Origin of the sequence: Aquirufa rosea, from assembly GCF_004118285.1 — a bacterium.
Lineage (GTDB): Bacteria > Bacteroidota > Bacteroidia > Cytophagales > Spirosomataceae > Aquirufa > Aquirufa rosea.
On the sequence record NZ_SDHY01000001.1, the window covers coordinates 293824 to 318426 of the forward strand.

Annotated in this window: 16 protein-coding genes; 8 read left to right on the forward strand and 8 right to left on the reverse strand. The window is 37.8% G+C overall.

From position 1 onward, the window contains the following. Positions 1-4 precede the first annotated feature (4 nt). Both topA and ESB04_RS01345 read right to left on the reverse strand, forming a co-directional pair. The gene (gene topA / locus ESB04_RS01340) at positions 5-2494 is read right to left on the reverse strand and encodes a type I DNA topoisomerase (RefSeq protein WP_129025466.1); all 2490 of its coding nucleotides are present in this window, start codon (positions 2492-2494) and stop codon (positions 5-7) included. Between the two features lie 106 nt (positions 2495-2600). Next, complete coding sequence (locus ESB04_RS01345; RefSeq protein ID WP_262707664.1) at positions 2601-4811, reverse strand: DUF5686 family protein; 2211 nt, start codon at positions 4809-4811, stop codon at positions 2601-2603. A 262-nt stretch (positions 4812-5073) separates the two neighbouring features. Between ESB04_RS01345 and ESB04_RS01350 the strand changes: the two genes are divergently transcribed. The 3 genes from ESB04_RS01350 (at position 5074) to ESB04_RS01360 (ending at position 8993) form a co-directional block, all read left to right on the forward strand. Beyond that, the gene (locus ESB04_RS01350; RefSeq protein ID WP_129025470.1) at positions 5074-7338 is read left to right on the forward strand and encodes an aconitate hydratase; all 2265 of its coding nucleotides are present in this window, start codon (positions 5074-5076) and stop codon (positions 7336-7338) included. A gap of 85 nt (positions 7339-7423) precedes the next feature. Beyond that, positions 7424-8365, forward strand: coding sequence for a ribose-phosphate pyrophosphokinase (locus ESB04_RS01355; protein WP_129025472.1), 942 nt, complete (start codon positions 7424-7426; stop codon positions 8363-8365). A 61-nt stretch (positions 8366-8426) separates the two neighbouring features. Beyond that, positions 8427-8993: a 50S ribosomal protein L25/general stress protein Ctc gene (locus tag ESB04_RS01360; protein ID WP_129025474.1), complete on the forward strand. Its 567-nt coding sequence runs from the start codon at positions 8427-8429 to the stop codon at positions 8991-8993. 182 nt (positions 8994-9175) lie between these two features. Here the strand turns inward: ESB04_RS01360 and ESB04_RS01365 are convergent, their stop codons facing one another. Together ESB04_RS01365 and ESB04_RS01370 are read right to left on the reverse strand one after the other, a co-directional pair. Further along, a complete protein-coding gene (locus ESB04_RS01365) occupies positions 9176-11344 on the reverse strand; it encodes a sodium-translocating pyrophosphatase (RefSeq protein WP_129025475.1) in 2169 nt (722 codons plus the stop codon). Positions 11345-11410: 66 nt separating this feature from the next. Then, a complete protein-coding gene (locus ESB04_RS01370; protein WP_129025476.1) occupies positions 11411-13996 on the reverse strand; it encodes a DUF5686 and carboxypeptidase regulatory-like domain-containing protein in 2586 nt (861 codons plus the stop codon). A gap of 133 nt (positions 13997-14129) precedes the next feature. On the opposite strand from ESB04_RS01370, the gene ESB04_RS01375 reads away from it, so the two are divergent. Then, positions 14130-15329: an aspartate aminotransferase family protein gene (locus tag ESB04_RS01375; protein WP_129025477.1), complete on the forward strand. Its 1200-nt coding sequence runs from the start codon at positions 14130-14132 to the stop codon at positions 15327-15329. Here ESB04_RS01375 and trxA read toward each other — a convergent pair whose 3' ends face one another. The 3 genes from trxA to ESB04_RS01390 are packed head-to-tail and all read right to left on the reverse strand — an operon-like array spanning position 15330 to position 19963. After that, positions 15330-15653, reverse strand: coding sequence for a thioredoxin (trxA, locus tag ESB04_RS01380; protein WP_109323049.1), 324 nt, complete (start codon positions 15651-15653; stop codon positions 15330-15332). A gap of 59 nt (positions 15654-15712) precedes the next feature. Further along, positions 15713-19276, reverse strand: a complete 3564-nt coding sequence (gene dnaE / locus ESB04_RS01385; protein ID WP_129025480.1) for a DNA polymerase III subunit alpha — start codon at positions 19274-19276, stop codon at positions 15713-15715. 3 nt (positions 19277-19279) lie between these two features. Beyond that, entirely contained in the window at positions 19280-19963 is a 684-nt protein-coding gene (locus tag ESB04_RS01390) for a DUF2461 domain-containing protein (RefSeq protein ID WP_129025483.1), read from the reverse strand. A gap of 114 nt (positions 19964-20077) precedes the next feature. Here ESB04_RS01390 and trpS point away from each other — a divergent pair, with 114 nt between their 5' ends. Next, positions 20078-21052, forward strand: a complete 975-nt coding sequence (gene trpS, locus ESB04_RS01395; protein WP_129025485.1) for a tryptophan--tRNA ligase — start codon at positions 20078-20080, stop codon at positions 21050-21052. 2 nt (positions 21053-21054) lie between these two features. Next, positions 21055-21603 carry a phosphatase PAP2 family protein gene (locus ESB04_RS01400; protein WP_129025487.1) on the forward strand — a complete coding sequence of 183 codons (549 nt, stop codon included), beginning with the start codon at positions 21055-21057 and terminating at the stop codon, positions 21601-21603. On the opposite strand, the gene ESB04_RS01405 is transcribed toward ESB04_RS01400, so the two are convergent. Then, complete coding sequence (locus ESB04_RS01405) at positions 21576-22589, reverse strand: aldehyde dehydrogenase family protein (protein ID WP_129025489.1); 1014 nt, start codon at positions 22587-22589, stop codon at positions 21576-21578. The genes ESB04_RS01400 and ESB04_RS01405 overlap by 28 nt on opposite strands. 149 nt (positions 22590-22738) lie before the next feature. Here ESB04_RS01405 and ESB04_RS01410 point away from each other — a divergent pair, with 149 nt between their 5' ends. Both ESB04_RS01410 and ESB04_RS01415 read left to right on the forward strand, forming a co-directional pair. After that, positions 22739-23086 carry a 4Fe-4S dicluster domain-containing protein gene (locus ESB04_RS01410; protein WP_129025491.1) on the forward strand — a complete coding sequence of 116 codons (348 nt, stop codon included), beginning with the start codon at positions 22739-22741 and terminating at the stop codon, positions 23084-23086. Between the two features lie 353 nt (positions 23087-23439). Then, a complete protein-coding gene (locus ESB04_RS01415) occupies positions 23440-24594 on the forward strand; it encodes a porin (protein WP_129025494.1) in 1155 nt (384 codons plus the stop codon). Positions 24595-24603: the final 9 nt, after the last annotated feature.

The following is a 24603-nucleotide window of genomic DNA, read 5'->3' on the forward strand; positions in this document are numbered from 1 at the left end:
TGTATTACTTTTTTCTTCCTTTTTTAGGCGCAGGAGCCTGCTCACCAAGTTCTAGACACTGTTCTAAGGTCAAGTCCGCCGGACTCATATCTTTAGGAATCTTGACATTTCTTTTGCCTATCTGTATGTAAGGACCATACATACCGTTAACAATTTTTACTTGTTCGTTTTCCGGAAACTCTTTGATGTATTTGTTGGCCTCCATATTTCGTTTAGCCAAAATAATCTCAATAGCTCTTTCTTGACTTAAAGTAGCTAAATTATCTGTCTTGCCAAGAGAATAATATTTTCCCGCATGCTTAACATAGGGGCCAAATCGACCCTTACCTGTGGATATCAACTCATTTTCAAAAGTCCCAAGACTCTCTGCCTCAGCCACTTTTTGGGCTGAATCCAATACACGAATAGCTCCCGCTAAATCCAAAGTAAATGGATCCTCACTGTCAGGTAAACTGGTGAACTTTCCATCAAATTTGATATAAGGCCCTAATTTTCCTGCCCCAATGATCAAGGGTTTATCTTGATAAATACCCACCTCTCTAGGTAGTTTAGGACGCTCTAATAAAGCAATGGCTTCTTCTAGGCTAATAGTGGAAATAGATTGATCCTTGGTCAAATTGGCAAATACCGGTTTTTCTTCTTCACCTGATTCCCCCAATTGCACAAATGGACCAAATTTACCCAATCTCACCGATATTTTCTTACCAGAAACAGGATCCACACCTAATTCTCTTCCTCCACCCACTGAACTTCTTGAAATGGATTTACTGTCTTCAATGGTTTGATGAAAAGAACCATAAAAGTTCTTCATCAGCTGAGTCCAAGGCAACTTTCCCTTCGCCACATTATCAAACTCATCTTCCATTTCAGCCGTAAAGGTATAGTCGACTACATCTTGGAAGTTTTCTACCAAGAAATCTGTCACTAAAATGCCTATATGGGTTGGGAATAATTTAGCTTTTTCCGTACCTACAATTTCCTTATTTTTTTGACCAACAATTTCCCGGTCTTTCAAAATCCAAGTTTGAAATTCTCTTTCTTTTCCTTCCCGATCTTCTTTAACCACATAAGCTCGCTTGATGATCGTTGAAATAGTTGGAGCATAGGTAGAAGGACGACCTATTCCTTTCTCTTCCAAGGCCTTAACTAAACTTGCTTCCGTATATCTTGCTGCTGGTCTAGAGAATCTTTCTTGGGCTTTTAACTCATTTAATACTAACACTTGACCTACCTGTAAAGGCGGCAACATATCCTTGTTCTCATCTTCCTCCTCCTCATCTTTACCCTCTAAATAGGCTTTTAAAAATCCTTCAAATGTTACCACCTCACCTTGAGCTACTAATAATTCGGATGTGGTCGATATTTGAATTTGGGCGGTTGTTCTTTCTATCACCGCATCAGCCATCTGAGAGGCAATAGCGCGCTTCCAAATTAATTCATATAAACGTTTTTCACGAGCATCGCCTGAAATGGAGTTTACCTCAAAATCCGTAGGACGAATGGCCTCGTGAGCTTCTTGGGCACTTTCATTTTTAGTCTTGAACTGCCGTCCGTGGTGAAACTTAGACCCGTAAGCAGATTCAATGGCTTGTTTGGCCTTATCCCTAGCTTCTTGAGAAAGCATAGTAGAATCAGTACGCATATAAGATATCCTTCCCGACTCGTAGAGTTTCTGCGCAATTTGCATCGTTGTAGCTACAGAATATCCTAATTTCCTAGAGGCTTCTTGTTGCAAAGTAGAGGTAGTAAACGGCGGTGCGGGTGTTTTTTTGGCGGGTTTAGTTTCTAAATTTTTGATACTAAACTCGGCATCAAGACACTTCTTTAAAAAAGCAACTGCCTCTTCCTCGGTAGCAAAATTTTTGGGTAATTCTGCTTTTAAATATTTCTTTCCGGGCAGCTCAAATAAAGCTGAAACTTTGTATGAAGCCACACTTTGATGATGCTCAATTTCCCTTTCACGCTCTACGATTAATCGAACAGCAACGGATTGTACTCGGCCTGCTGACAGTCCCTTTTGTACTTTAGACCAGAGAACAGGAGATAATTCAAATCCAATCAATCGATCCATGATTCGGCGAGCTTGCTGGGCATTCACCAAATCCATATCAATTTTACGAGGAGCAGAAATGGCATTTTGAATGGCCGATTTGGTAATTTCTCGAAAGACAATTCTTTTGGTATCGTCTTTCAATCCCAATGCCTCCTTTAAATGCCATGAAATAGATTCTCCCTCACGGTCGTCGTCAGTTGCTAACCATACTTCTTCAGATGATTTAGCTAAACTTTTTAATTCAGAAATCACTTTTGTTTTATCTGCTGAAATCACATAAGTTGGCGCAAAATCATGTTCAATATCTATCGCCTTATCGCCTTTGGTGGGCAGATCTCTCACGTGACCAAACGAAGATTTCACCACAAAATCTTTACCCAAATACCCTTCAATGGTTTTAGCTTTTGCCGGCGACTCCACGATGACCAAATTTTTTGCCATTCTAAATAAATTGAAATTGTAAATTAAAAAGTGACCTCAAATATACTTGCTTAAAATGAATTTCTTGCCAAGGAATTTAAATGACCCGAAAAAATCTACTTATTGATTATTCAGGAATATTTCCAATGCGTATCCGAGAATTTAAATTTAAGCGCAATCCAACATAATTAAATTTTCCGTTTACAAAACTGGATATAGCTTCCAATCGAAGGACCTTTAGCAAGCCATCCATGCCGTAACCAAGCTCAGAATACAAAAGTTTTTGATTTTGGATATATACGGTGTTAGCTATTAGCAATTCTTTCACATAAGATTTCTTCATCCCCAATAAAGGCTTTAACCAAAGATTTGAAAACTGAAAAAGAGAAAGTCCCTCCAAATAGGTCCCTGCCGTACTGTAGGCATAATGGTTTACATTCAGTCGCTGGTTAGCCCCCGAAGTAAAATTTTGGTAATATCCCACCAAACGATGAGAGGCTAGCATTTCACCCGTCAAAACTAAGTTCATGTTGCCGTTATAATGTTTGAAATCAATAAAATTGGTAGGTGCAGATCCTAAAAATGTTCCGGCATTAATAATGAAACCTGCCTTGATCCAAGGAGATAAAGTCATGTTTTGTAAATAGGATAGTTCAAGCATATTAAAAGGAGCCGAAGATTCAGCCACTCCATTCCAACCTGCTCGATATTTCACCAAAATAAGAGGGGATGAGCCCCATTCACTTTCTCGGATATGATTACGATAATATTGTGTCAAAAAAGGCCTAAAACCAAGAGTCAATTGGCTAATAAAAGCCTTATGAGTGGCAAAACCATCTTGGGTATATTCGGCATTTTGAGGGTTATTGGTGGTAAACTTCCTGTTGAGGTAATTAAACCAATAATAGTCCGTCGTATTATCCATTTGACTCCTTCGCGACCAATCCAAACTTCCTTTCAAAAAGAATTTGGAAGAAAAACGCTTAATTAAAGACATATTCCAAAATTCCTTTCGGAAGATTTTCATCTGATTATTTTTCAACAATAGAGTTGAAAGCGTATTCATCTCGGGAGATATTGAATTATCAGGGTTCATCTGCTGAACAAAATCCCCTTGAGATAAGGAAATATCAAATGTTTCAGTTTTGTACCTAAGTTTAACATAACCCGTATTTCTGTTCAAACCAAAGGATCTTCTACCTAAAAATTCCGCTTCCAAGAATTTATATCTAGCCCAGCGTTTTCGAAACACCAATCCTGCATTAGCGACAAATCCTTCAACAGTATTAAAGTTTGAATCAAAAACCGGTGATTTATAATAAATCTCAAAGGGATAAAAATCTTTTTGACGAGGTCCCAGATAAAAAGACTTAGAGAATATCAGTTGATTAATGGAAAAGGGACTTTTACGTAAGGTATCAATAGCAGTCTCCAACAAAATATCATTTCTTGAACCTTGAAAAAATTGATCTCCTAAAGTATTATGAGCACTTTCTCCCTTTATAGCGTAACGAACTGAATCCATGGTAATCAAACCACTTTGTGGCCTAGATTTCCATTTTCTAAGCAAGGACTGGTGAAAATTCCCAAGTAATTGCGTGGCAAAAACTTCATCGAATCCAACTTCGGAAATATTCAAACGTTCCTTGACAGGCTGAGGAGTCTGCCAAGAAGAAATATCTTGCCAATTAGTTGGTTTTTGTTGCAACTCTTCTTGTAAGATGAATTCACCATAATTACCCATGAGTCCACCTGACAACTTAAAATAGGCGGTTTTAGGTAACCAAGCTTGGTTTGACCACTGGTGCTGCAAATCCATGTAATACATGATGGCATCTGATTCTACCTGTGCCTGCCAGCGAATTATCCAACCATCAATACTTAATGTCAGCTTGCCTGAGAATAAACGATCTCCAGAGCTAAGCGGTTTGACATCAAATTGTAATGCTTGATGTCCTTCAACCAAAGTGTCGCCTGTATGCGAATAGGAATAAAAATTTCGTCCGTGGTAGTTTAAAGGAGAGACGCAGTTGGTTCCTATGTAGTCTTGGTAAAAATCAGGCCAAAAAAATAAAGTAGGTCTTGGATACTTTTTTTGAAAGCCTCTCACATCGATAATCTCATGAATAATTTGATTTAAACTTCGAACATATACTTTAGAATGTGTTTGATTTCCGTACCATTGACCCTCTTGAATACCCTCATTCTTTTTCAATCGATTTTTAGCTAAACCAATGACCTGATTGAAACGGCCCTTTTCCTTGGTGATTACCTCAGAACTAAAATACCCAATTTGTGCACCGTGTTGCGGAGCCATTTCGATTGCCTTGCTAATCACTAAATCCGGAACGCTATTGCCTTGTCCAAAAGCACTTAAGCTTTTAAAAAAACATAGCCACAGAAAAAAAGAAATGATGGGTTTAAATCTCAAATTGGGCTTAACAATTATTTAGAAAGCATAATATTGACCTTAAAACGTCAATTAAAATGTAAAATTCACAAAAAACTGCTGCAAAGGAAATGTTATTTAAAAAAAGTGACAAAAAGGTGACGGTAATCTATTAATTTTACAAACAATTTATTAAAACCAACATTGACTCATGGCCTTTGATATTGAAATGATTAAAGCTGTCTATGATCGCATGCCAGCTCGAATAGCTGCAGCCCGCGCATTGACAGGGAAACCGCTTACATTAACGGAAAAAATTCTTTATAGTCACTTGTGGGAAGGGACTCCTTCCAGCACATTTTCTCGTGGAGCTTCCTACGTGGATTTTGCACCAGACCGTGTTGCTATGCAAGATGCCACTGCACAAATGGCATTATTGCAATTCATGCAGGCAGGTCGTCCACAGGTTGCCGTTCCTTCAACAGTACATTGTGACCACTTGATTGAAGCTAAAGTAGCTTCATCTACTGATTTACAAGTGGCCGTAGATAAAAATAAAGAAGTATACGATTTCTTATCATCTGTTTCAGATAAATACGGAATTGGTTTCTGGAAACCAGGAGCAGGTATCATTCACCAAGTAGTGTTAGAAAATTATGCTTTCCCAGGAGGAATGATGATTGGAACCGACTCTCACACGGTAAATGCGGGTGGTTTGGGAATGATTGCCATTGGAGTAGGAGGAGCAGATGCATGCGACGTAATGGCTGGATTAGCTTGGGAGTTGAAATTCCCTAAGTTAATTGGAGTAAAATTGAAAGGTAAATTAAATGGTTGGACCTCAGCTAAAGATGTTATCTTGAAAGTTGCGGGTATATTAACTGTAAAAGGTGGAACAGGTTGTGTGGTGGAATATTTCGGAGAAGGAGCTACTTCCATGTCATGTACTGGCAAAGGAACCATTTGTAATATGGGCGCAGAAATTGGAGCAACCACATCTACATTTGGCTATGATGATTCTATGGCCCGTTATTTAGAATCAACTGGAAGAGCAGATGTTGCTGCTTTAGCCAACGGCATTCGTGAACACTTAACAGCTGACCCAGAGGTTTATGCCAACCCTGAAGCCTATTTTGATCAAGTTATTGAAATTGATTTAGATACCTTGGAGCCACACGTAAATGGTCCATTTACACCAGATTTAGCTACTCCAATCTCTAAATTGAAAGAGTTGGCAGCTAAAAACAACTGGCCAACTAAAGTAGAAGTAGGCTTAATTGGATCATGTACCAACTCTTCATATGAGGATATTGCACGTGCAGCATCTTTGGCGAAGCAAGTTGCTGCCAAAGGTTTAAAAACAAAAGCACAATTCACCATTACTCCGGGTTCAGAGCAAGTACGTTACACTATTGAAAGAGATGGATTTATCTCCACTTTTGATTCGATTGGTGCTACTGTATTCTCGAATGCTTGTGGTCCATGTATTGGACAGTGGGCTAGACCAGGGGCAGAAAAAGGAGAGAAAAATACCATCGTTCATTCATTTAATAGAAACTTCGCGAAACGTGCTGATGGAAATCCAAATACCTATGCGTTCGTAGCTTCTCCTGAAATTGTGACCGCTTTGGCTATTGCTGGAGATTTGACTTTCAATCCATTGACTGACACATTAACTAATGAGAAAGGTGAACAAGTTAAATTGGAAGCTCCTACAGGCGATGAATTGCCGAAATTAGGATTTGCCGTAGAAGATGCTGGTTATCAAGCACCTGCAGCTGATGGTTCTGGCGTTCAAGTAAAAGTTTCTCCAACTTCTGACCGTTTGCAATTATTAGCACCCTTTGCTGCTTGGGAAGGTTCAGACTTGAAAGGCTTGAAATTATTGATCAAGGCGAAAGGTAAGTGTACTACAGACCATATTTCTATGGCTGGTCCATGGTTAAAATACCGTGGTCACTTAGACAATATCTCAAATAACATGTTAATAGGCGCTGTGAACTTCTTCAATGAAAAAACAGATAATGTAAAAAATCAGTTAACGGGTGCCTATGGTCCTGTACCTGAGACACAGCGTGCTTACAAAGCTGCTGGAATTGGCACTATTGTAGTTGGGGATACCAATTACGGTGAAGGTTCATCACGAGAGCATGCTGCCATGGAACCTCGTCATTTGGGAGTACGTGCGGTATTAGTGAAATCATTTGCTCGTATCCATGAAACCAACTTGAAGAAACAGGGTATGTTGGCATTAACATTCGCCAATGAAGCTGATTATGACAAGATTCAAGAAGATGATAGCATCAATATTGTAGGATTAAATGAATTTGCACCAGAAAAGCCATTGACTATTGAATTAGAACATGCGGATGGAAGCAAAGAGAGTTTTGCTGTAAACCATACCTATAATGCTCAACAAATAGAGTGGTTTAAAGCCGGAGGAGCCTTGAATATTATCAGGGCATCTATTAAATAAAGATTAAATTGTAAAAGGGCGCAAAATTTACTAGTTTTGCGCCTTATTTCTGTTAAACAAAATATAAGTTCCTTAATTTTTCCCCATGGCAGCGATTAATGCAGTAAAAATATTTTCTGGTTCAGCGTCCAATTATTTGGCCAAAGAAATTGCTAAATACTATGGAAAAGATTTAGGTGCCGCCACCATTTTACGCTTCTCAGACGGAGAAATGTCTCCCAGCTTTGATGAATCCGTAAGAGGTTGTGATGTGTTTATCATTCAATCCACTTTCCCATCTGCCGACAATTTGATGGAGTTATTGTTGATGATAGATGCCGCTAGAAGAGCCTCTGCCCATTATGTCACGGCGGTAATTCCATATTTTGGATATTCTCGTCAAGATCGTAAGGATCGACCAAGGGTAGGAATTGGTGCAAAATTGATTGCGAATTTATTGACTGCAGCAGGTGCCGATCGTCTGATGACAATCGATTTACATGCAGGACAGATCCAAGGTTTTATGGATTTTCCAGTGGATCACTTAGAAGGAACGGCCATTTTTATTCCTTACTTAAAATCCTTAGAACTGGAAAATTTAACTTTTGCCTCTCCAGACGTAGGTGGAGTAGTAAGAACTAGAAATATGGCTAAGTTTTTTAATGCCAACATGGTTATTTGCGATAAGCACAGAAAACGCGCAAATGAAATTGCTTCCATGCAATTGATTGGGGATGTGGAAGGAGCCAATGTGGTATTAGTTGATGATTTAATTGATACAGGAGGCACCATGTGCAAAGCCGCTCAATTAATCATGGATAAAGGAGCTAAATCGGTGAGAGCTATTGTCACTCACCCCGTACTATCAGGTAAAGCGTATGAGAATATCAACAATTCGGTCTTAACTGAATTAGTGGTAACTGATACGATACCATTAAGAGAACAATGCTCCAAAATTAAAGTTCTATCGGTTTCTGAGTTATTTGCAAAGGCAATCGGTCGAATTAGAGATCACGAATCTATCAGTTCATTATTTATTAAATATTAATTTTAACCGTTTTCAGGGGATAGCCAAACGCGAAAGACTGGAGACTTAACAAAAAAACAACATGAAAAAATTAGAGATTGTAGGGTATAAAAGAGCGAATCTCGGAACTAAGAGCGCGAAAGATTTGCGTTCTGAAGCTTTAGCTCCTTGTGTATTGTATGGTGGAAAAGAGCAGGTACATTTTGCAGTACCCATGATTCTTTTCCGTGAATTACTTTACTCATCTGATGTATATGAAGTGGCATTAAATATCGAAGGTGATACATACCGCGCTATTTTACAAGATGCTCAGTTTCATCCAGTAAACGAAATGATATTACACGTAGATTTTCTAGAAATCGTAGAAAACAAGCCAATTAAGATCGATGTGCCTATTAAAATTGTAGGTAATTCTCCAGGAGTTATTAAAGGGGGTAAGATGATCCAAAAATTGCGTAAAGTAACTTTGAAAGGATTAGCTGAAAATATTCCTGATTTTGTAACAGCAGACATTTCTGGTTTAGATTTAGGTCAAACTGTGAAAGTAAATAAATTAGAAGTAACTGGATGCGAGATTTTAAATCCAATGTCTAACCCAGTGGCCACTATCGATATCCCAAGAGCATTAAGAGGTAAATTAACTGCTTAATCCTAGGAATATCCTTCTGATAGAGATTAAAAAAGCCTTCCAATGGGAAGGCTTTTTTAGTTTACCTGCTATCAAAAATAATAAAACCCAATGGGGCAACTATACCTATCTATTGAATTTTAGTAAAAATAAAAAGCCAATCCATCTCTGGATTGGCTTTTCAATTTCAATGGAAAAATGAATTATTTCTTAGCAACCATTTTCATCACAATTGGCGCTTTCTCCACTTGAGAAACCTTACCATCAGTTTTGGCGATATAAGGAGCAATTACTAAGGAAACAATGGACATCAATTTAATCAAGATGTTCATGGAAGGACCAGAAGTATCCTTAAATGGATCTCCTACGGTATCACCAGTAACAGCTGCTTTGTGCGGATCAGAACCTTTTTTATAAGTCTCTCCAGCAATTAAAACGCCTTTTTCAAACGATTTTTTAGCATTATCCCAAGCACCACCAGCATTGGATTGGAATATACCCATCAACACACCTGATACAGTAACACCAGCTAATAACCCGCCTAATACCTCAGGTCCCATGATAAATCCAACGATGACTGGAACAGTTAAGGCAATAGCGCCTGGTAACATCATTTGGCGAATAGACGCTTCTGTAGATATGGCAACACACTTCTCATATTCAGGCTTAGCTTTATACTCCATAATTCCAGGAATTTCACGGAACTGACGACGAACCTCATTTACCATTTCCATGGCAGCTTTTCCTACCGCTGAAATACATAATGCAGAGAAAATAAATGGAATCATACCACCTACAAATAATCCTGCTAACACATCAGCCTTGTAAATATCAATCTGAGTAATTCCAGAAATTCCCACAAATGCGGCAAACAAAGCCAAAGATGTTAAGGCTGCTGAAGCAATAGCAAAACCTTTACCAGTTGCTGCTGTCGTATTTCCTACAGCATCTAAATTATCAGTACGCTCACGAACCTCAGAAGGTAATTGTGACATTTCAGCAATTCCTCCTGCATTATCCGCAATTGGACCGAAGGCATCAATGGCCAACTGCATCGCAGTGGTTGCCATCATACCAGCAGCAGCAATAGAAACCCCGTAAATTCCAGCAAAGAAGTAGGAGAAATAAATTCCCGCGGCTAACACTAAAATCGGTAATACGGTAGATTCCATACCTACGGCCAAACCACCGATAATATTAGTCGCATGACCAGTACCTGATTTCTGAACAATAGAATCAACAGGACGTTTACCCATGGCCGTATAATACTCCGTTATGATTGACATCAATGTACCAACCACTAATCCTACGATAATGGAATAAAAAACATCCATTGCGGTAAAGCTAAAACCACGAAGTACCAAGGTTTCTGGTAAAATATTTTGCACCAAGAAATAAGAAACTACAAAAGTGATAACAATGGATAAATAGTTACCCGTGTTCAAGGCATTTTGCACAGACGAAGTTTCACCTTTAATACGAACAAAAAATGTAGATACTAATGAAGCTAATAAACCTACACCAGCAATTAACATCGGTAAAAGAACAGGGGAGAAGCCACCATAATTATCGCTAACTTCAATCTCTTGTCCCAAAACCATAGTAGCTAAAATAGTAGCTACATAAGAACCAAATAAGTCGGCACCCATACCAGCCACATCACCTACGTTATCTCCTACGTTATCAGCAATAGTTGCAGGATTACGCACATCATCTTCAGGAATTCCTGCCTCAACCTTACCTACTAAGTCTGCTCCAACGTCCGCTGCTTTTGTATAGATACCTCCACCTACACGTGCAAACAAAGCAATGGATTCAGCTCCTAATGAGAAACCAGCCAATACTTCAATCGCGGTTTTCATCTCATTGGAAGTCAATGCTTGTCCTTGGGCAAAAATCTGGTAAAAGGTAATAAACAAGCCTCCTAAGCCAAGAATAGCCAAACCAGCTACGCCCATTCCCATAACAGACCCTCCTGTAAATGAAACAGATAGAGCCTTTGCTAAGGATGTACGAGCAGCTTCCGCTGTACGCACATTGGCTTTAGTAGCCACAATCATTCCTATATAGCCTGCTGTGGCAGAAAATATAGCTCCGATGATAAATGCTACTGCAATCAATGGGGAAGAGTGAAATCCAGGACCTTCCTGATTTCCTAACCATGCCAATAAAATCGCCGTTGGTAAAGCGAAATAGGCTAATATTTTCCATTCTGCTTTCAAAAAGGCAATCGCTCCATCAGCGATATAGCCCGAAAGCTCTTGCATTTTTTCATTTCCAGCATCTTGCTTTGATACCCAGCTAAATTTCCAAGCTGTGTACAACAATCCCACTATTCCAAAAGCAGGAACTAAGTAAACAATTGAATCCATAAAGTGTGTTTTAGATTATTCCAAAAAAATTTGTCACAAAAATAAGAAAATTGGCACATAAAACAACTAAAAAGGAAATCTAAGCAATAGCTTGAAGCGCTCTGGAACCCAATTACTCACTGGATAGGCCAACTCTAAGCCTAGAAACTTACCAATACCAGAAATACCATATACTAATTCTTGGTAGGCTCCTTGATTGGGACCAGCTAACAATTGAAGACGATTATATACCAAGTATTCTCTGATACCATATTGAGTCAATATATTCCACTGACTAAAAAGCAATTTCCTGGGCTCCCATTTCGCATGCAATTTAATATGTTGATCAGTAGTACTAAAGGCATAATAAGGAAGTGTCCTGAAAGACTGATCATTGGCACTAATAAATAGGGTTTGATTCCCATTAAAATGGCTATAATCTAAAAAATTAGTGGCCTTTTGTAAATAAAACGTATACGACAACTGCATTTGTAATGACCCTAAGCGTGCCAAATTTATAAATTGACTATAATCTGCAGTCAAGCGTTGAAATTGATCATCACCTGCGCCAAAAGCATAGTTAAATTGAAAGCTTGGCCCTTCATTATTATTTATTCTTCTAACTCCATTATTTCGACTCCAAGTAGACATAGGCTGCCATCGAATTCCTAAGGAGCTTGCCCATTGATTAGCACGAGGAGGAACTTGATCTCCCCAAGCTACATTGGAAGGCATATTGGGTTCAAATAATTTGTCTTGTTTCAACCATCCATGTTCCACCGAATTGGATAAAACCTCCCTGTTTCTAAATTCAATATAGGAAATAAATCGAAGCTTAGGAGTAAATTGATATTGGTAATTGGCACTCACATAGTTTTTTTGAAACAATCGAACATAGTTTTCCGATAATAATAAAGAATAAAACATGTTCAAAAACGGTGAAATAGGGTTATTTCGATTTATCTGATAGACATTTGAACCAAGCTCTAGTTTAAAAAACTGCCTATTCTCATCAAAGTTTCTTTCCAAAAACACATCCCCATTCCATGCCTTTCTTGCAAAGGCATATCGGACATCTGCACCAAGGGATAAATAATTATTTCTACCAAATCTATTTCGATAAACCACACTCTTATCAAGATAAAAACCATCTATCGCATTAAATCCTCCACCAAAAGAGCTCAAATTAATACTCTTTCCAATGAAATTTTTCTCGTAGTTATAAAACTTGCCCGTATACAAATGGCGAATGTAAAACTTAGGTAATGCATTAACAGAATCCTTTCTTCTTTTATCTGCTCCGGCTTTCCAAAGGCTATCCGCTTCCTGATAGCCAATTTTCTCTGATTCCGTTAATGGAACTTGCCTTTCATCTTCCCAAAAACTTTCAGACTTGGTTCTCGCCATTGAATCTACTTCAAAAGTATAATCGGAACTTAAACCATCCATTTTAGCCAAATTTTCCTTTTTCTCCAGCTTATCAACTTCCTTAATAACCTCTTTTAATTTTTTCCTCGTCAATTCCTTCCCTAAAGCCTTTTTGGGTTCCTTCAGTTTTTCCCGGTTGATTTCTTTTGCCAAATCCTTATTAAGTCTTTCTTCAATGAGTGTGGGTTTAACCAAATAAGCTGGGTTGACTTGAATTTGATATTGTTTGATCTGGGTGATGTACCTAAAATTTGCCTTCACCCCAAATGCATCAAATTGAACATGAGAATCATATTGAATAGGCATCCAAACGCCTTGAAAAAGGGCATTTTGTTGAGAAAACTCATATTCGCCATTCGAATCCTTAAATTTAAGTAGGAATGAATATATACTCCAAGTATCCTCCACTACCTGAACAAAACCCTCAAATAAATCATCATAAGATGCTTTCGGTTGGACTTTAATTTTACTAATTGTCATACCATTTTGTGTAAAACTTCCCAAATAAGCAAAACGGTACAACTGAAATGCCTGAGGTCCAAAGGGTGACCATAAACTACCCCATACTTTAGGTCGATAGAAATTCGTCTGCGTCACCCTTAGATTTAAACCTTGATTTAAGGCGGCGGGTAAATTATTTCGATTAGAAATTACTTTTTCTTGTAGTCTGTTTGGCTTTTGATAAATGACTTGATTGATTCCCTCCAACACATAGGTACTTCCCACTTTTACCCCCATTTCTTTTTCAATCTTTTTGCCCCCCAATATTTTAACGAGCGAACTGACCTCGGTTACCTTTCCTGATCCTTTCACATAGGCCTTGGCCTCATAAGCATCCAATTCCCTTAAATGAAAAGGAGCCATGGCAATCATCCGCCGCATAATCCCCAAGGCAGGATCTTCTTTTAATCCGCCTACATTGACCTCTGCTAAATCGATGGCCTGTTCCTCTAAAACAACATCCAATTTTTTATCTTCTTGAGGGGATTCGATGACAACAGTAAAAGACTTAGGACTATGCCCTAAAAATCGAAATACTACCTCGTGCTTACCTTGACCTAATTTAATGGCATATTGACCATTTTCATTGGCAGTTGTTCCTTTGTTTTGATTAGCCACCCAAACCGTAGCAAAGGGTAAAATCTCTCCTTGCTTATTTTTAACCGTTCCATGAATTTGTTGAGCATTTACCGAAGCTCCATAAATAAGTAGCAAGTGAAGAAGTAAAATAGGTATAGATTTCATATGAGGGTATTTTACGCAAAAATAGTAGTAGATTTTATAAGTAAACTGATTTTATGATAAAGGGTAAAATAAAGTATTTCATATAATTTTCATTCCTAACGTAAAGGCGATAAATTTGTTTTTCTTTACAAAAATGGCGCTGACACACCGACAACTTTTTCTGAATTATTTAGCTAAAACTTCTGATGCACCTCTAGCTCTGGAAATCGAAAAAGCTGAACATATATACTTATATGATCAAAATGGAAAATCCTACATGGATTTAATTTCAGGAATTGCAGTTTCTAATGTAGGTCACAGGCACCCTTATGTGGTAGAAGCGATTAAAAATCAATTAGACTCCTATATGCACTTAATGGTATATGGAGAATATATTCAGAGTCCACAGGTAAAATTAGCCGAAGCACTCATTAAATCGACAAATTCTAAATCTCTGAATCAAGTCTATTTTACCAATTCAGGCACAGAAGCGGTAGAGGGTGCCATGAAATTAGCCAAGCGATATACGGGAAGAACAGAAATCATTTCTTGTTATCAAGCTTACCATGGCGCAAGTCAGGGAGCCCTTTCCTTGGCAGGGGATGAAAATTTCAAAAATAGTTTTAGACCATTACTACCAGGAATACGCCATATTCGACACGGAGAAATAGATGATTTAGCCTACATAACAAAAAAAACTGCGGCCATTGTCATTGAAATAGTAGGAGGGGAATCAGGCGTTCGATTAGCGGATAAAACTTATTTTCAAGCACTCAGAAAGCGATGTGATGAAATGGGTTGTTTACTTATCATAGATGAAATCCAAACGGGTTTTGGAAGGACAGGTACTTTTTGGGCATTTCAAAGCACAGGAATAGAACCTGATATATTACTTTCTGCCAAAGGGATGGGAGGGGGCATGCCCATAGGAGCCTTCATTGCTCCAGAAATCCTCATGAGTTCACTGACTCAAAATCCCGTTCTTGGACATATCACCACTTTTGGTGGACACCCAGTTTCATGCGCAGCCTCTTTGGCTACCTTAGAATCTATTTTTAGAGAAAATCTCTTAGATAAGGTTAAACAAAAAGGTCAGCTATTCAAAAGCCTATTAAAGCACCCGAGCATCAAGGAAATTCGCGGAATAGGTCTCATGCTAGCCGTAGAATTAGATTCCTTTCAAACTGTAAAAGCGGTCATTGACCAGTGCATTGAAGATGGCTTAATTACCGATTGGTTTCTATTTTGTGATTATTCAATCCGAATTGCACCACCTCTGGTAATTACTGAAGAGGAAATAAAAAAAGCCTGCAACATTTTATTGCAGGCCATTGAATTAGTATGCTCTAAATAATTAAGCGTGCTTTAATAAAGCTTCTGCCAATACCGACTTGGGTAAATTTCCACCTACTAATCGTTCCTTCATTTCACCGTTTTTAAACACCATTAAGGTAGGAATAGAACGAATTCCCAATGAAGCTGGAACAGCAGAATTTAAGTCTACATTCATTTTAGCCACGATAGCCTGTCCTTCTACTTCTCCCGCTAATTCTTCTACCACTGGACCAATCATTTTACATGGACCACACCATTCAGCCCAAAAATCCACTAATACAGGTGTATCAGATCCTATTAACTCTTGAAAATTGGCATCAGTTGCCTCTACGTATTTTCCCATGATTTATATTTGTTATGATTCAAAATTAAACAATTTATTAGTTTCTGGAAAAGCGAAATTTAGGAAATCAATTTAACTGAGATATTTTCCAATTCCGCTAATTCATCCATCAATGATTTCGCAATATTCAATTGCATCTTTCTAGACATAAAATCCAATTGCAATCGTTCTTGTTCATCGTACACTTCTACAATCAATTTCTTATTTCCCTTATGTCGCTCTAGGGTTTCCATCAACTGATCTAATGAAGTTTTAGTTAAACTATGTAAGTTCAAAGAAAGTTTCATTTCTTTCGTTCTAGATGACAATATCTCGGACAAAAGTTCAATGGATTGAATTTTGAACGCTTTTTGATCTGAATAAGAATTTTTATTCTTGTAAACTCCTTGAATAAACAGCAATCGATCTAATCCAATAAAACGCTCAAACTCAATGTAATCTTTGGCGAACAGAGCAAACTCCGTGGTTCCAGTAAAATCTTCCAAGCTAAATATCATGAATTGATTTCCATTACCAGAGGTTCTAACATTTACCTTAGTCACAATTCCAGCAATGGATTGAACTATACCGACTTTAGATTCCAATTGGGATACACTAGAATTACAAAAGTTATTAATCTCAATGCGGTATTCGTCTAAAGGATGTCCGGAGATGTAAACACCCACCACCTCTTTTTCATTTTTTAATTGTTCCATCACCGACCACGGCTCGGCAGAAGGTAAGCGAGGTTTAGCAATATCATTTCCTGTTCCCGCACCTAATTCACCAAATAATGATTGAGTGGCGCTTGCCTTTAATTCAGCCATACGAGCAGCATACCTGACAATCTTCTCAATGAAGGTGGTATTTTCCTGATCAACATAGAAATAATGAGAACGTGGGATATCAATAAAGCAATCAAAAGCTCCAGCTAAAGCCAGTGATTCCAAACTTTTTTTATTTACCTGACGAATATTGACACGAGATACAAAATCAAAAATATCTAGATAATCGCCGTTTTTGGTTCTTTCCTCCACAATAGCATCAACGGCAGCTTCTCCCACACCTTTGATGGCTCCTAATCCAAAACGGATTTGCCCTTTTTTATTCACAGCAAAAACTCGCTCTGATTCATTAACATCTGGAACTAACAAGGGAATACCCATTCGCTTACATTCATCCATGAAAAATGTAATCTTTTCGATATTCCCCAATGAATTAGAGAGAACAGCAGCCATGTATTCCGAAGGATAATTAGCCTTCAAAAAACCTGTTTGATAAGCAACTAGCCCGTAACAGGTGGAATGGGACTTATTAAATGCATATTGAGCAAAAGCTTCCCAGTCTGTCCAGATTTTTTCTAGACGATCTGCCGGATGACCATTCGCTTGACCACCCTCCATGAACTTACCCTTCATTTTGTCGATGGTCGCCTTATCCTTTTTACCCATGGCCTTTCGTAAAACATCCGCATCACCCTTGGTGAAATTGGCTAATTTTTGAGAAAGGAGCATTACCTGCTCTTGGTAAACGGTAATCCCATAAGTATCGCTCAAATACTCCTCCATTTCTGGCAAATCGTATTCAATTTTCTCCCTACCGTGTTTACGAGCGATGTAATTAGGAATATAGACCATAGGACCTGGTCTAAATAAAGCATTCATCGCAATTAAATCAGAAAACTGATCGGGCTTTAAATCCCTTAAATGCTTTTGCATACCAGGAGATTCAAACTGGAAGGTACCATTGGTTTCTGCTCGCTGATATAACTCAAAGGTCTTGACATCATCCAATGGAAGGCTATCTAAATCAATTTTAACTCCGTGGTTTTGTTGAATTAAACGAATCGCCTCTTTAAGTATAGACAAAGTCTTTAACCCCAAAAAGTCCATTTTAATTACGCCAGCATTCTCAATGACGGAACCATCGAATTGGGTAATCAATAAATTAACATCTTTGGAGGTAGCCACTGGTAAAATATCAGTCAAATCATTGGGAGCAATGATAATTCCTGCCGCATGAATACCGGTACCACGAACTGATCCTTCCAAAACCAAGGCATTTTCAATAACACGCGCAGCCAAACCTCCATCCGCCTTGACTTGTCGCAATTGTTTCACTTGCTCCAATTCATCGCTGGTCAAATTTTCTTTATCTGCCAAACTACCATCACCCGTCAATGGTGCGTTCATGACACGTTCTAAGGATATTTTAGGCTTATCCGGCACCAATTTAGCCAGGGCATTCGATTCTGATAAAGGCAAATCTAATACACGAGCCACGTCTTTGATAGACATTTTGGCTGCCATAGTACCGTAGGTGGCTATATGAGCCACTTGATTACGACCGTATTTATCTACGACATAATCAATCACTTTTTGTCTACCCTCATCATCAAAATCTGTATCAATATCGGGCAATGACTTTCTGTCTGGGTTTAAAAAACGCTCAAAAAGTAAATTATATTTAATGGGGTCAATATTAGTAATGCCCAAACAATAAGCCACTACGGAACCCGCAGCAGAACCACGCCCTGGACCTACATAAACGCCCAAATCTTTACCCGCATTAATAAAATCGGCTACAATCAAGAAATAACCAGCAAATCCCATCGTGCGAATAGTATGCAATTCAAACCTGAGTCGTTCCTCTATTTCCTGATGGATTTCCACATAACGCTTTTTAGCGCCCTCCATAGTCAAATGCTCCAGAAAATCATCTTGACTCAAAAAGGTACTTGGAATTTGGAAGTTAGGTAATAATACATCCTTTTTCAGTTCTAGGGTTTCTACTTTCCCTACAATCTCATTGGTATTATCTATGGCCTCAGGAACATGTGACCATAATTGGGTCATTTCTTCCGTTGTTTTGAAATAAAATTGATCATTATAAAAAGCAAATCGCTTTCCTTTCATATCAAAATCACCCTCGATATCCTTGTAAGTAGGAGTAGACTGCTTTTCACCCGTATTAATGCACAATAAAATATCATGTGCATTGGCATCTTTTTGATCTAAATAGTGGCTATCATTGGACGCAATAACCTTCACTTGATATTTCTTCGCAAAACGAAGTAATACCTCATTCACTATTTGTTGCTCAGGAATATGATGATTTTGAACCTCGACATAATAATCCTCCCCAAACAAATCTAACCACCACTTAAACTCCTTTTCTGCCTCTTCTTCACCTGAGCGTAAAATAGCTTGTGGAACACTTGCTCCTAGGCAGCAGGTGGTAGCAATTAAGCCTTTATGGTATTTTAAAACTAATTCTTTATCAATTCTGGGATATTTGGAATACATACCTTCCATAAATCCCAAAGAACATAATTTCACCAAATTCTGGTAGCCTTCAGGGTTCTTAGCCAGAAATAACTGATGATACCTTTTATCCTTCTGATCTTTGGTAAAACTCTGCTTATGCCTATCCGTTACCAAATAAAACTCACAACCTACAATGGGTTTAACTCCATGCTTTCCCGCCTCTGCTACAAATTGAAAGACCCCAAACATATTTCCATGGTCAGTAATAGCCACCGCAGGCATATTATCCGCCTTGGCTTTTTTAAACATGGAAGAAATTTTGGAAGCACCATCCAAAAGTGAAAATTGGGAGTGATTGTGCAAGTGGGAAAACTGCATATTTTACTTAGTCGTATAAGGTTCTTTATCAAAAAAAATAGCATTCAAGAAGTCCAAAAATGGTTTCAAAATTTGGGCATCATGAATTAAGTGTTCTGCAAATTGGGGATCACAAACCTCTGAATCAGCATATTTATGCCAAAAAAAGAGTTGTTTTCTCTTTAATAATTCAATTTCAGGATGATTAATATCATAACCCTTAGGCATCTTTTTCAAGGATTCTCCAACAGGGTCACCAAATACTTTTACAAATTCAGTCGAAAAAATAATGTTTTTTAATTGAGGGGCGTTATAATCCACCTCCTGACGAAATATGGCCAATTGTTCCGGACTGGGCTCATACATTCCTCCACCTAAGAAAGATTTCCCGCCCGGTTCAATGTGTAAGTAATAATCCATGAGCCCGGATTTCCGTCCTCCTTCAGAAAAACTAGCGGAAAACCAGGTTTTGTAAGGTGACTTATCCTTGGAAAAACGAACGTCCCGATAAATTCGATAAGAACAATGCTTCAATTCCACACCATCCATATTTTCAAACTCGCCAAATTGCTGGATTAATTGAACAGTAAATTGATCAAAAGCTGATTTTTGTACCAGGTAACGCTCTTTATTTTCTCCAAACCACTCCCGCGTATTGTTCTCTTTTAAATCGGACAAAAAGCTAAATAAAGAAGCAGGGAGGAACATAAGATTGGTAAAGCAAAATTAGAAACGAATTTAAATAATTTAAGTCAATACTTAGTCCCAAATTTTGGGAGTTTTGAGCTATTTTCTTGAATTTTGTAAAACATTAAATTTTTAATTATGCGCATTTTGACGGGCATTCAGTCTTCCGGTCGACCACATTTGGGAAACATATTGGGTGCAATCCTTCCAGCGGTAGAGCTTTCTAAAAAATCAGGGAATGAATCATTTCTTTTTATTGCCGATCTACATACGTTGACTAGCCTAAAAGATGGGGCTACCATAAGATCAAATACCTTGTCCATTGCTGCTGCTTGGTTAGCTTGTGGACTAGATACTCAGCATACTTATTTTTATCGCCAATCTAAATTGGCTGCTTACCATACGGAATTATTATGGTATTTAAGTTGTGTGACTCCTTTTCCAATGTTGGCTAATGCCCATAGCTTTAAGGATAAATCTAATAAGTTGGCCGATGTCAACGCAGGACTATTTACCTACCCAGTCCTTCAAGCTGCCGATATTTTATTGTATGACGCTGAAATCATTCCAGTAGGAAAAGATCAAAGGCAACATATTGAAATGACCCGAGATATGGCAGGGGCAGTCAATAGACTAGCCCAAAAAGATATTTTCGTAATTCCAGAAGCAGAAATTTCGGAACATGTCATGACCATTCCGGGCATCGATGGGCAAAAAATGAGTAAATCCTTAAACAATTACATCGATGTATTTTTACCAGAAAAAGATTTATTAAAACAGATTAAAAAGATTGTGACCGATGCCACACCCTTGGAAGATCCAAAGAACCCTGAAGAAGATATTACTTTTAAATTATATCAATTAATAGCAAGCCCAGAACAGGTGGCCACCATGCGAGCTAATTACTTACAAGGTGGATATGGCTATGGACATGCAAAACAGGCACTTTATGAGGCTATATTGGTTTACTTCAAGGAAGCCCGAGAAAAATTCGACTACTTTATGGCTAATCCGAAGGAAATTGAGGCCAAATTAGAAGAAGGAGAAGCTAGGGTAAAACCGATAGCAGAAGCTACCATTCAACGAGTTCGAGAAATCTTTCAGTTTTAATTATGTGGCCAAATTGGGATAGTACTTTGTTTCAATGGATCAATCAAGCACATGCCAGTGGGCTGGATGAAATCATGGTACTGTTTTCCAATCGTTGGATCTGGATTCCTTTGTATCTATTTTTGATATTTAAACTATATCAGCTTAAAAAGAGGCTTATATTGCCGACTTTGGCTTATTTGATTTTATGCATCGTTTGGGCAGACCAAGTTTCCTCCAGCATATTAAAACCCTATTTTAAACGATTAAGACCCTGCCATGAAGAAGCATTTAGTGCCTGGATTCATTTACCGGATGGCTGCGGAGGACTATATGGCTTTTGCTCTTCTCATGCGGCCAATTCCTTTGCCTTGGCCTGGGGTATGTATTTCATTACCCAAAATAAATTAATCAGAAACGTATTATTGATTTGGGCATTCTGCGTCTCTTACAGTAGAATTTATTTAGGTGCTCATTACCCATTGGATGTCATCACAGGTGCTTTAGTGGGTACTTTAGGAGCTTATTTACTCAAAATATTGATTTACGATAAATTGCTCAAAAAAGCATAAGTATCAATACCATCAGCAAAATCGCTCAAACCAGGTTGTTGACTTTCTCCAAAATACACTCGATTAGATGCGGTTTTTTCTTGGCTCACCACACATTGAATCTTATGTTCATGCGCTTGAATCCATGCATTCAATTCATCCAAAGAGGAATATCGTTTTAAAAAGATGACACCCACAGGAGAAACCAATTCATCCCTTTCTAACACTAATAAATTGCCTAAATCAAAATGCTGAACCTGGTTTAATAAGAAAAGGGTTTTGTGGTATTGATAATTATTGGAATATTTATTGTGGTCCAAAACCCCATGATAAGTAGTTAATACATCAAAAAGGGGCGTTGGATCAAAAGATTCAGGAATGGCAATGGTTGATACATTTCTACATCCCAATCCATAATAGGAGAATATATCCTTAGCCAACCCTTCAAAATCCTGCTTACTCTCATTTCCTGTTAATAAGGCAATAGATGTTCTGTTCTTACGAATAATATGAGGCATGGAAGCGAAGTAATGACTAAAATAGGAACTTGAAAAATCACTTCCTGTAGCAATGACAGCCTCAGCGCCCTGCAAACGGTCAACCAACTGAACAGGTACATCACTTGAAAAGGACTGCATGACCTGTATATATAATTGCATGATGGACTTATCTTGAGAACTTAGTTTAACCAAAGCGGTATTGCCACTGGCTAAGGTCATTAAAACATCATGTAAACCTACCGCAGGTAAATTACCTGCTAAAATTAAACCCACTTTCTTTGACGCTTTCACATGCTCAGGATGTTCTTGAAAAAAAACTTCCCAAGCATTTATATCAAAAAACTGGATTTGAATCGCATCCATGGCCTCTCGAATCAAATGATCTGAAAACCAAGGATTTTCATCTTTTGCCTTTTCTATAAAAAGTTCTATTTTTTCCTTGTTAGATGATTTAGTGAAGTAATCATGTAAAAAGCCAATCAGCTGCAAAAAAGAATCTTTTTTCATCAATAGGAGGGTTATTGGTATGTTACAAGGATACAAAGTTCTAAAAAATTTGCAATAGTCTTTTAAAAATATATACTATTCAAAATTTTGGATGTAAATTGCAGAAATTTCCTAGATATAAGGATAATTAAAGTCTTAAAGAAAAGATTATGGCTATTATTATTACGGATGAATGTATTAACTGTGGGGCCTGTGAACCAGAATGCCCAAATACAGCTATTTATGAAGGGGGAGTTGAATGGACATGGGCAGGAGGTACCGCTTTAACAGAAGTAGAATTAGGAGATGGTTCAACAATGGATGCAAAATCACCCATAGAACCGATTTCAGAAGAATTTTATTATATCGTTCCTGATAAATGTACTGAGTGTACAGGATTTCATGAAGAGCCACAATGTGCGGCGGTTTGTCCAGTAGATTGCTGTGTTCCAGATCCAGATCACGTGGAAGACAAGGAAACTTTATTAGCTAAAAAGGCCTGGTTGCACGCCGAATAAGCTTCAAAACTTCATTCTATTAAAAAGACCTGCTCTACAGCAGGTCTTTTTTTTATATCAATTAAATCCTAAACAGCTTTAAATTACCGCATACATCGGATTTATATTATTCTAAGATAAGCTGAGTCAATTCTGACAAAATTCCAAATACAGGTTTCGAATTTAATTGTATTTTTATCAATTTTTGTAATTATTCAAATTTTAGGTTTAATTTTTAACTTAAAATTTAAATATTTTTAACTTTTTGTATTTTTTAGGTTTAATTTTTATGTAAAATTTTTGCTTTATATTTTTTTTAACCCAATATTTGTTCCGTAGTCAAGCATTTATTTTCCCATTAAAATTTTAAGAATATGAAAAAATCAATCTTTACCCTCTTATTATCCGGAATTTGCTTTTTGGGATTTTCCCAAGAGAAAGAAGCAGAAAGCTCCAAATTCACTTTCTCGGGTTACATCGATTCGTACTATATGTTGAATTTCAACAACCCGATAAATCGTAGCAACTTGGGTGTAGCTGGAAACGAAAGAGCTTTTGATCAGAAATCAAATCAATTCTCATTAGGTTTGGTACAAACGAAAATGGGATACTCTACCAAAACTTCCGATGTGGTAGTTGACTTAACATTTGGTCCCAATGCCGACTTAGGACAATATGGAAATGTAATAGGACCATTAGGAGCAGGTAAGGCTACCACGGCACTAGCTATCAAACAAGCTTACTTTAATTGGAAACCGAACGACAAATGGACATTTACAGTGGGTCAATTTGGAACACATATCGGGTATGAGGTCATTGATGCACCTGTGAACTATAATTATTCTTTATCTAATCTATTTAACAATGGTCCATTTTATCATATTGGAGCTAAGGCCAGCTACGCTTTCTCAGATAAATCTGCCTTGATGTTAGGGGTTGTGAACAATGTAGACAACCTGAACGATAATAATGCAGCCAAGGGTTTAATAGGTCAGTTCTTTTTAGCCCCAAAAGAAGGATGGAACGTATATATTAATGGAATAACATCCAACGAATCGGCTACTTTAGCCAATGGAAAAGATGATTCTGGTAGTTATAATTTATTAGACCTAACCACTTCTTATCAAATTAGTCCTAAGTATTTAATCGGCTTAAATGCTGCATACGGTTCTCAAACAGGTGATTTCCAAGGTGGAGGAAATGTAGGAAATAGCAAAACATGGGGTGGCGTGGCTCTTTATTCTAACTATGCCTTCACTGACCATTTTAGCCTGGGAGCTAGATATGAGGTATTTGACAACACAAGTGGCGCAAGAGCATTACGTGGAATTAATGCGGCTGGCGAAACAGTTGGTACAGATGTTAACTCATTTACCTTAACAGGAACATTTACAACAGCGGAAGGTCATTTATTAATCAAACCTGAATTAAGAACAGATTCTTTCAAAACAGCTCAATTTGTTGATGGTGATGGAAAATCACAAAAATCACAAGCCACATTTGCTACTGTCTTTATTTACAAATTTTAATCATACTTA

Coding starts and splice junctions, on each gene's coding strand:
- topA (WP_129025466.1), bottom strand. CDS start 2,494: ATGGCAAAAAATTTGGTCATCGTGGAGTCGCCGGCAAAAGCTAAAACC.
- ESB04_RS01350 (WP_129025470.1), top strand. CDS start 5,074: ATGGCCTTTGATATTGAAATGATTAAAGCTGTCTATGATCGCATGCCA.
- ESB04_RS01355 (WP_129025472.1), top strand. CDS start 7,424: ATGGCAGCGATTAATGCAGTAAAAATATTTTCTGGTTCAGCGTCCAAT.
- ESB04_RS01360 (WP_129025474.1), top strand. CDS start 8,427: ATGAAAAAATTAGAGATTGTAGGGTATAAAAGAGCGAATCTCGGAACT.
- ESB04_RS01365 (WP_129025475.1), bottom strand. CDS start 11,344: ATGGATTCAATTGTTTACTTAGTTCCTGCTTTTGGAATAGTGGGATTG.
- ESB04_RS01370 (WP_129025476.1), bottom strand. CDS start 13,996: ATGAAATCTATACCTATTTTACTTCTTCACTTGCTACTTATTTATGGA.
- ESB04_RS01375 (WP_129025477.1), top strand. CDS start 14,130: ATGGCGCTGACACACCGACAACTTTTTCTGAATTATTTAGCTAAAACT.
- trxA (WP_109323049.1), bottom strand. CDS start 15,653: ATGGGAAAATACGTAGAGGCAACTGATGCCAATTTTCAAGAGTTAATA.
- dnaE (WP_129025480.1), bottom strand. CDS start 19,276: ATGCAGTTTTCCCACTTGCACAATCACTCCCAATTTTCACTTTTGGAT.
- ESB04_RS01390 (WP_129025483.1), bottom strand. CDS start 19,963: ATGTTCCTCCCTGCTTCTTTATTTAGCTTTTTGTCCGATTTAAAAGAG.
- ESB04_RS01400 (WP_129025487.1), top strand. CDS start 21,055: ATGTGGCCAAATTGGGATAGTACTTTGTTTCAATGGATCAATCAAGCA.
- ESB04_RS01405 (WP_129025489.1), bottom strand. CDS start 22,589: ATGAAAAAAGATTCTTTTTTGCAGCTGATTGGCTTTTTACATGATTAC.
- ESB04_RS01410 (WP_129025491.1), top strand. CDS start 22,739: ATGGCTATTATTATTACGGATGAATGTATTAACTGTGGGGCCTGTGAA.
- ESB04_RS01415 (WP_129025494.1), top strand. CDS start 23,440: ATGAAAAAATCAATCTTTACCCTCTTATTATCCGGAATTTGCTTTTTG.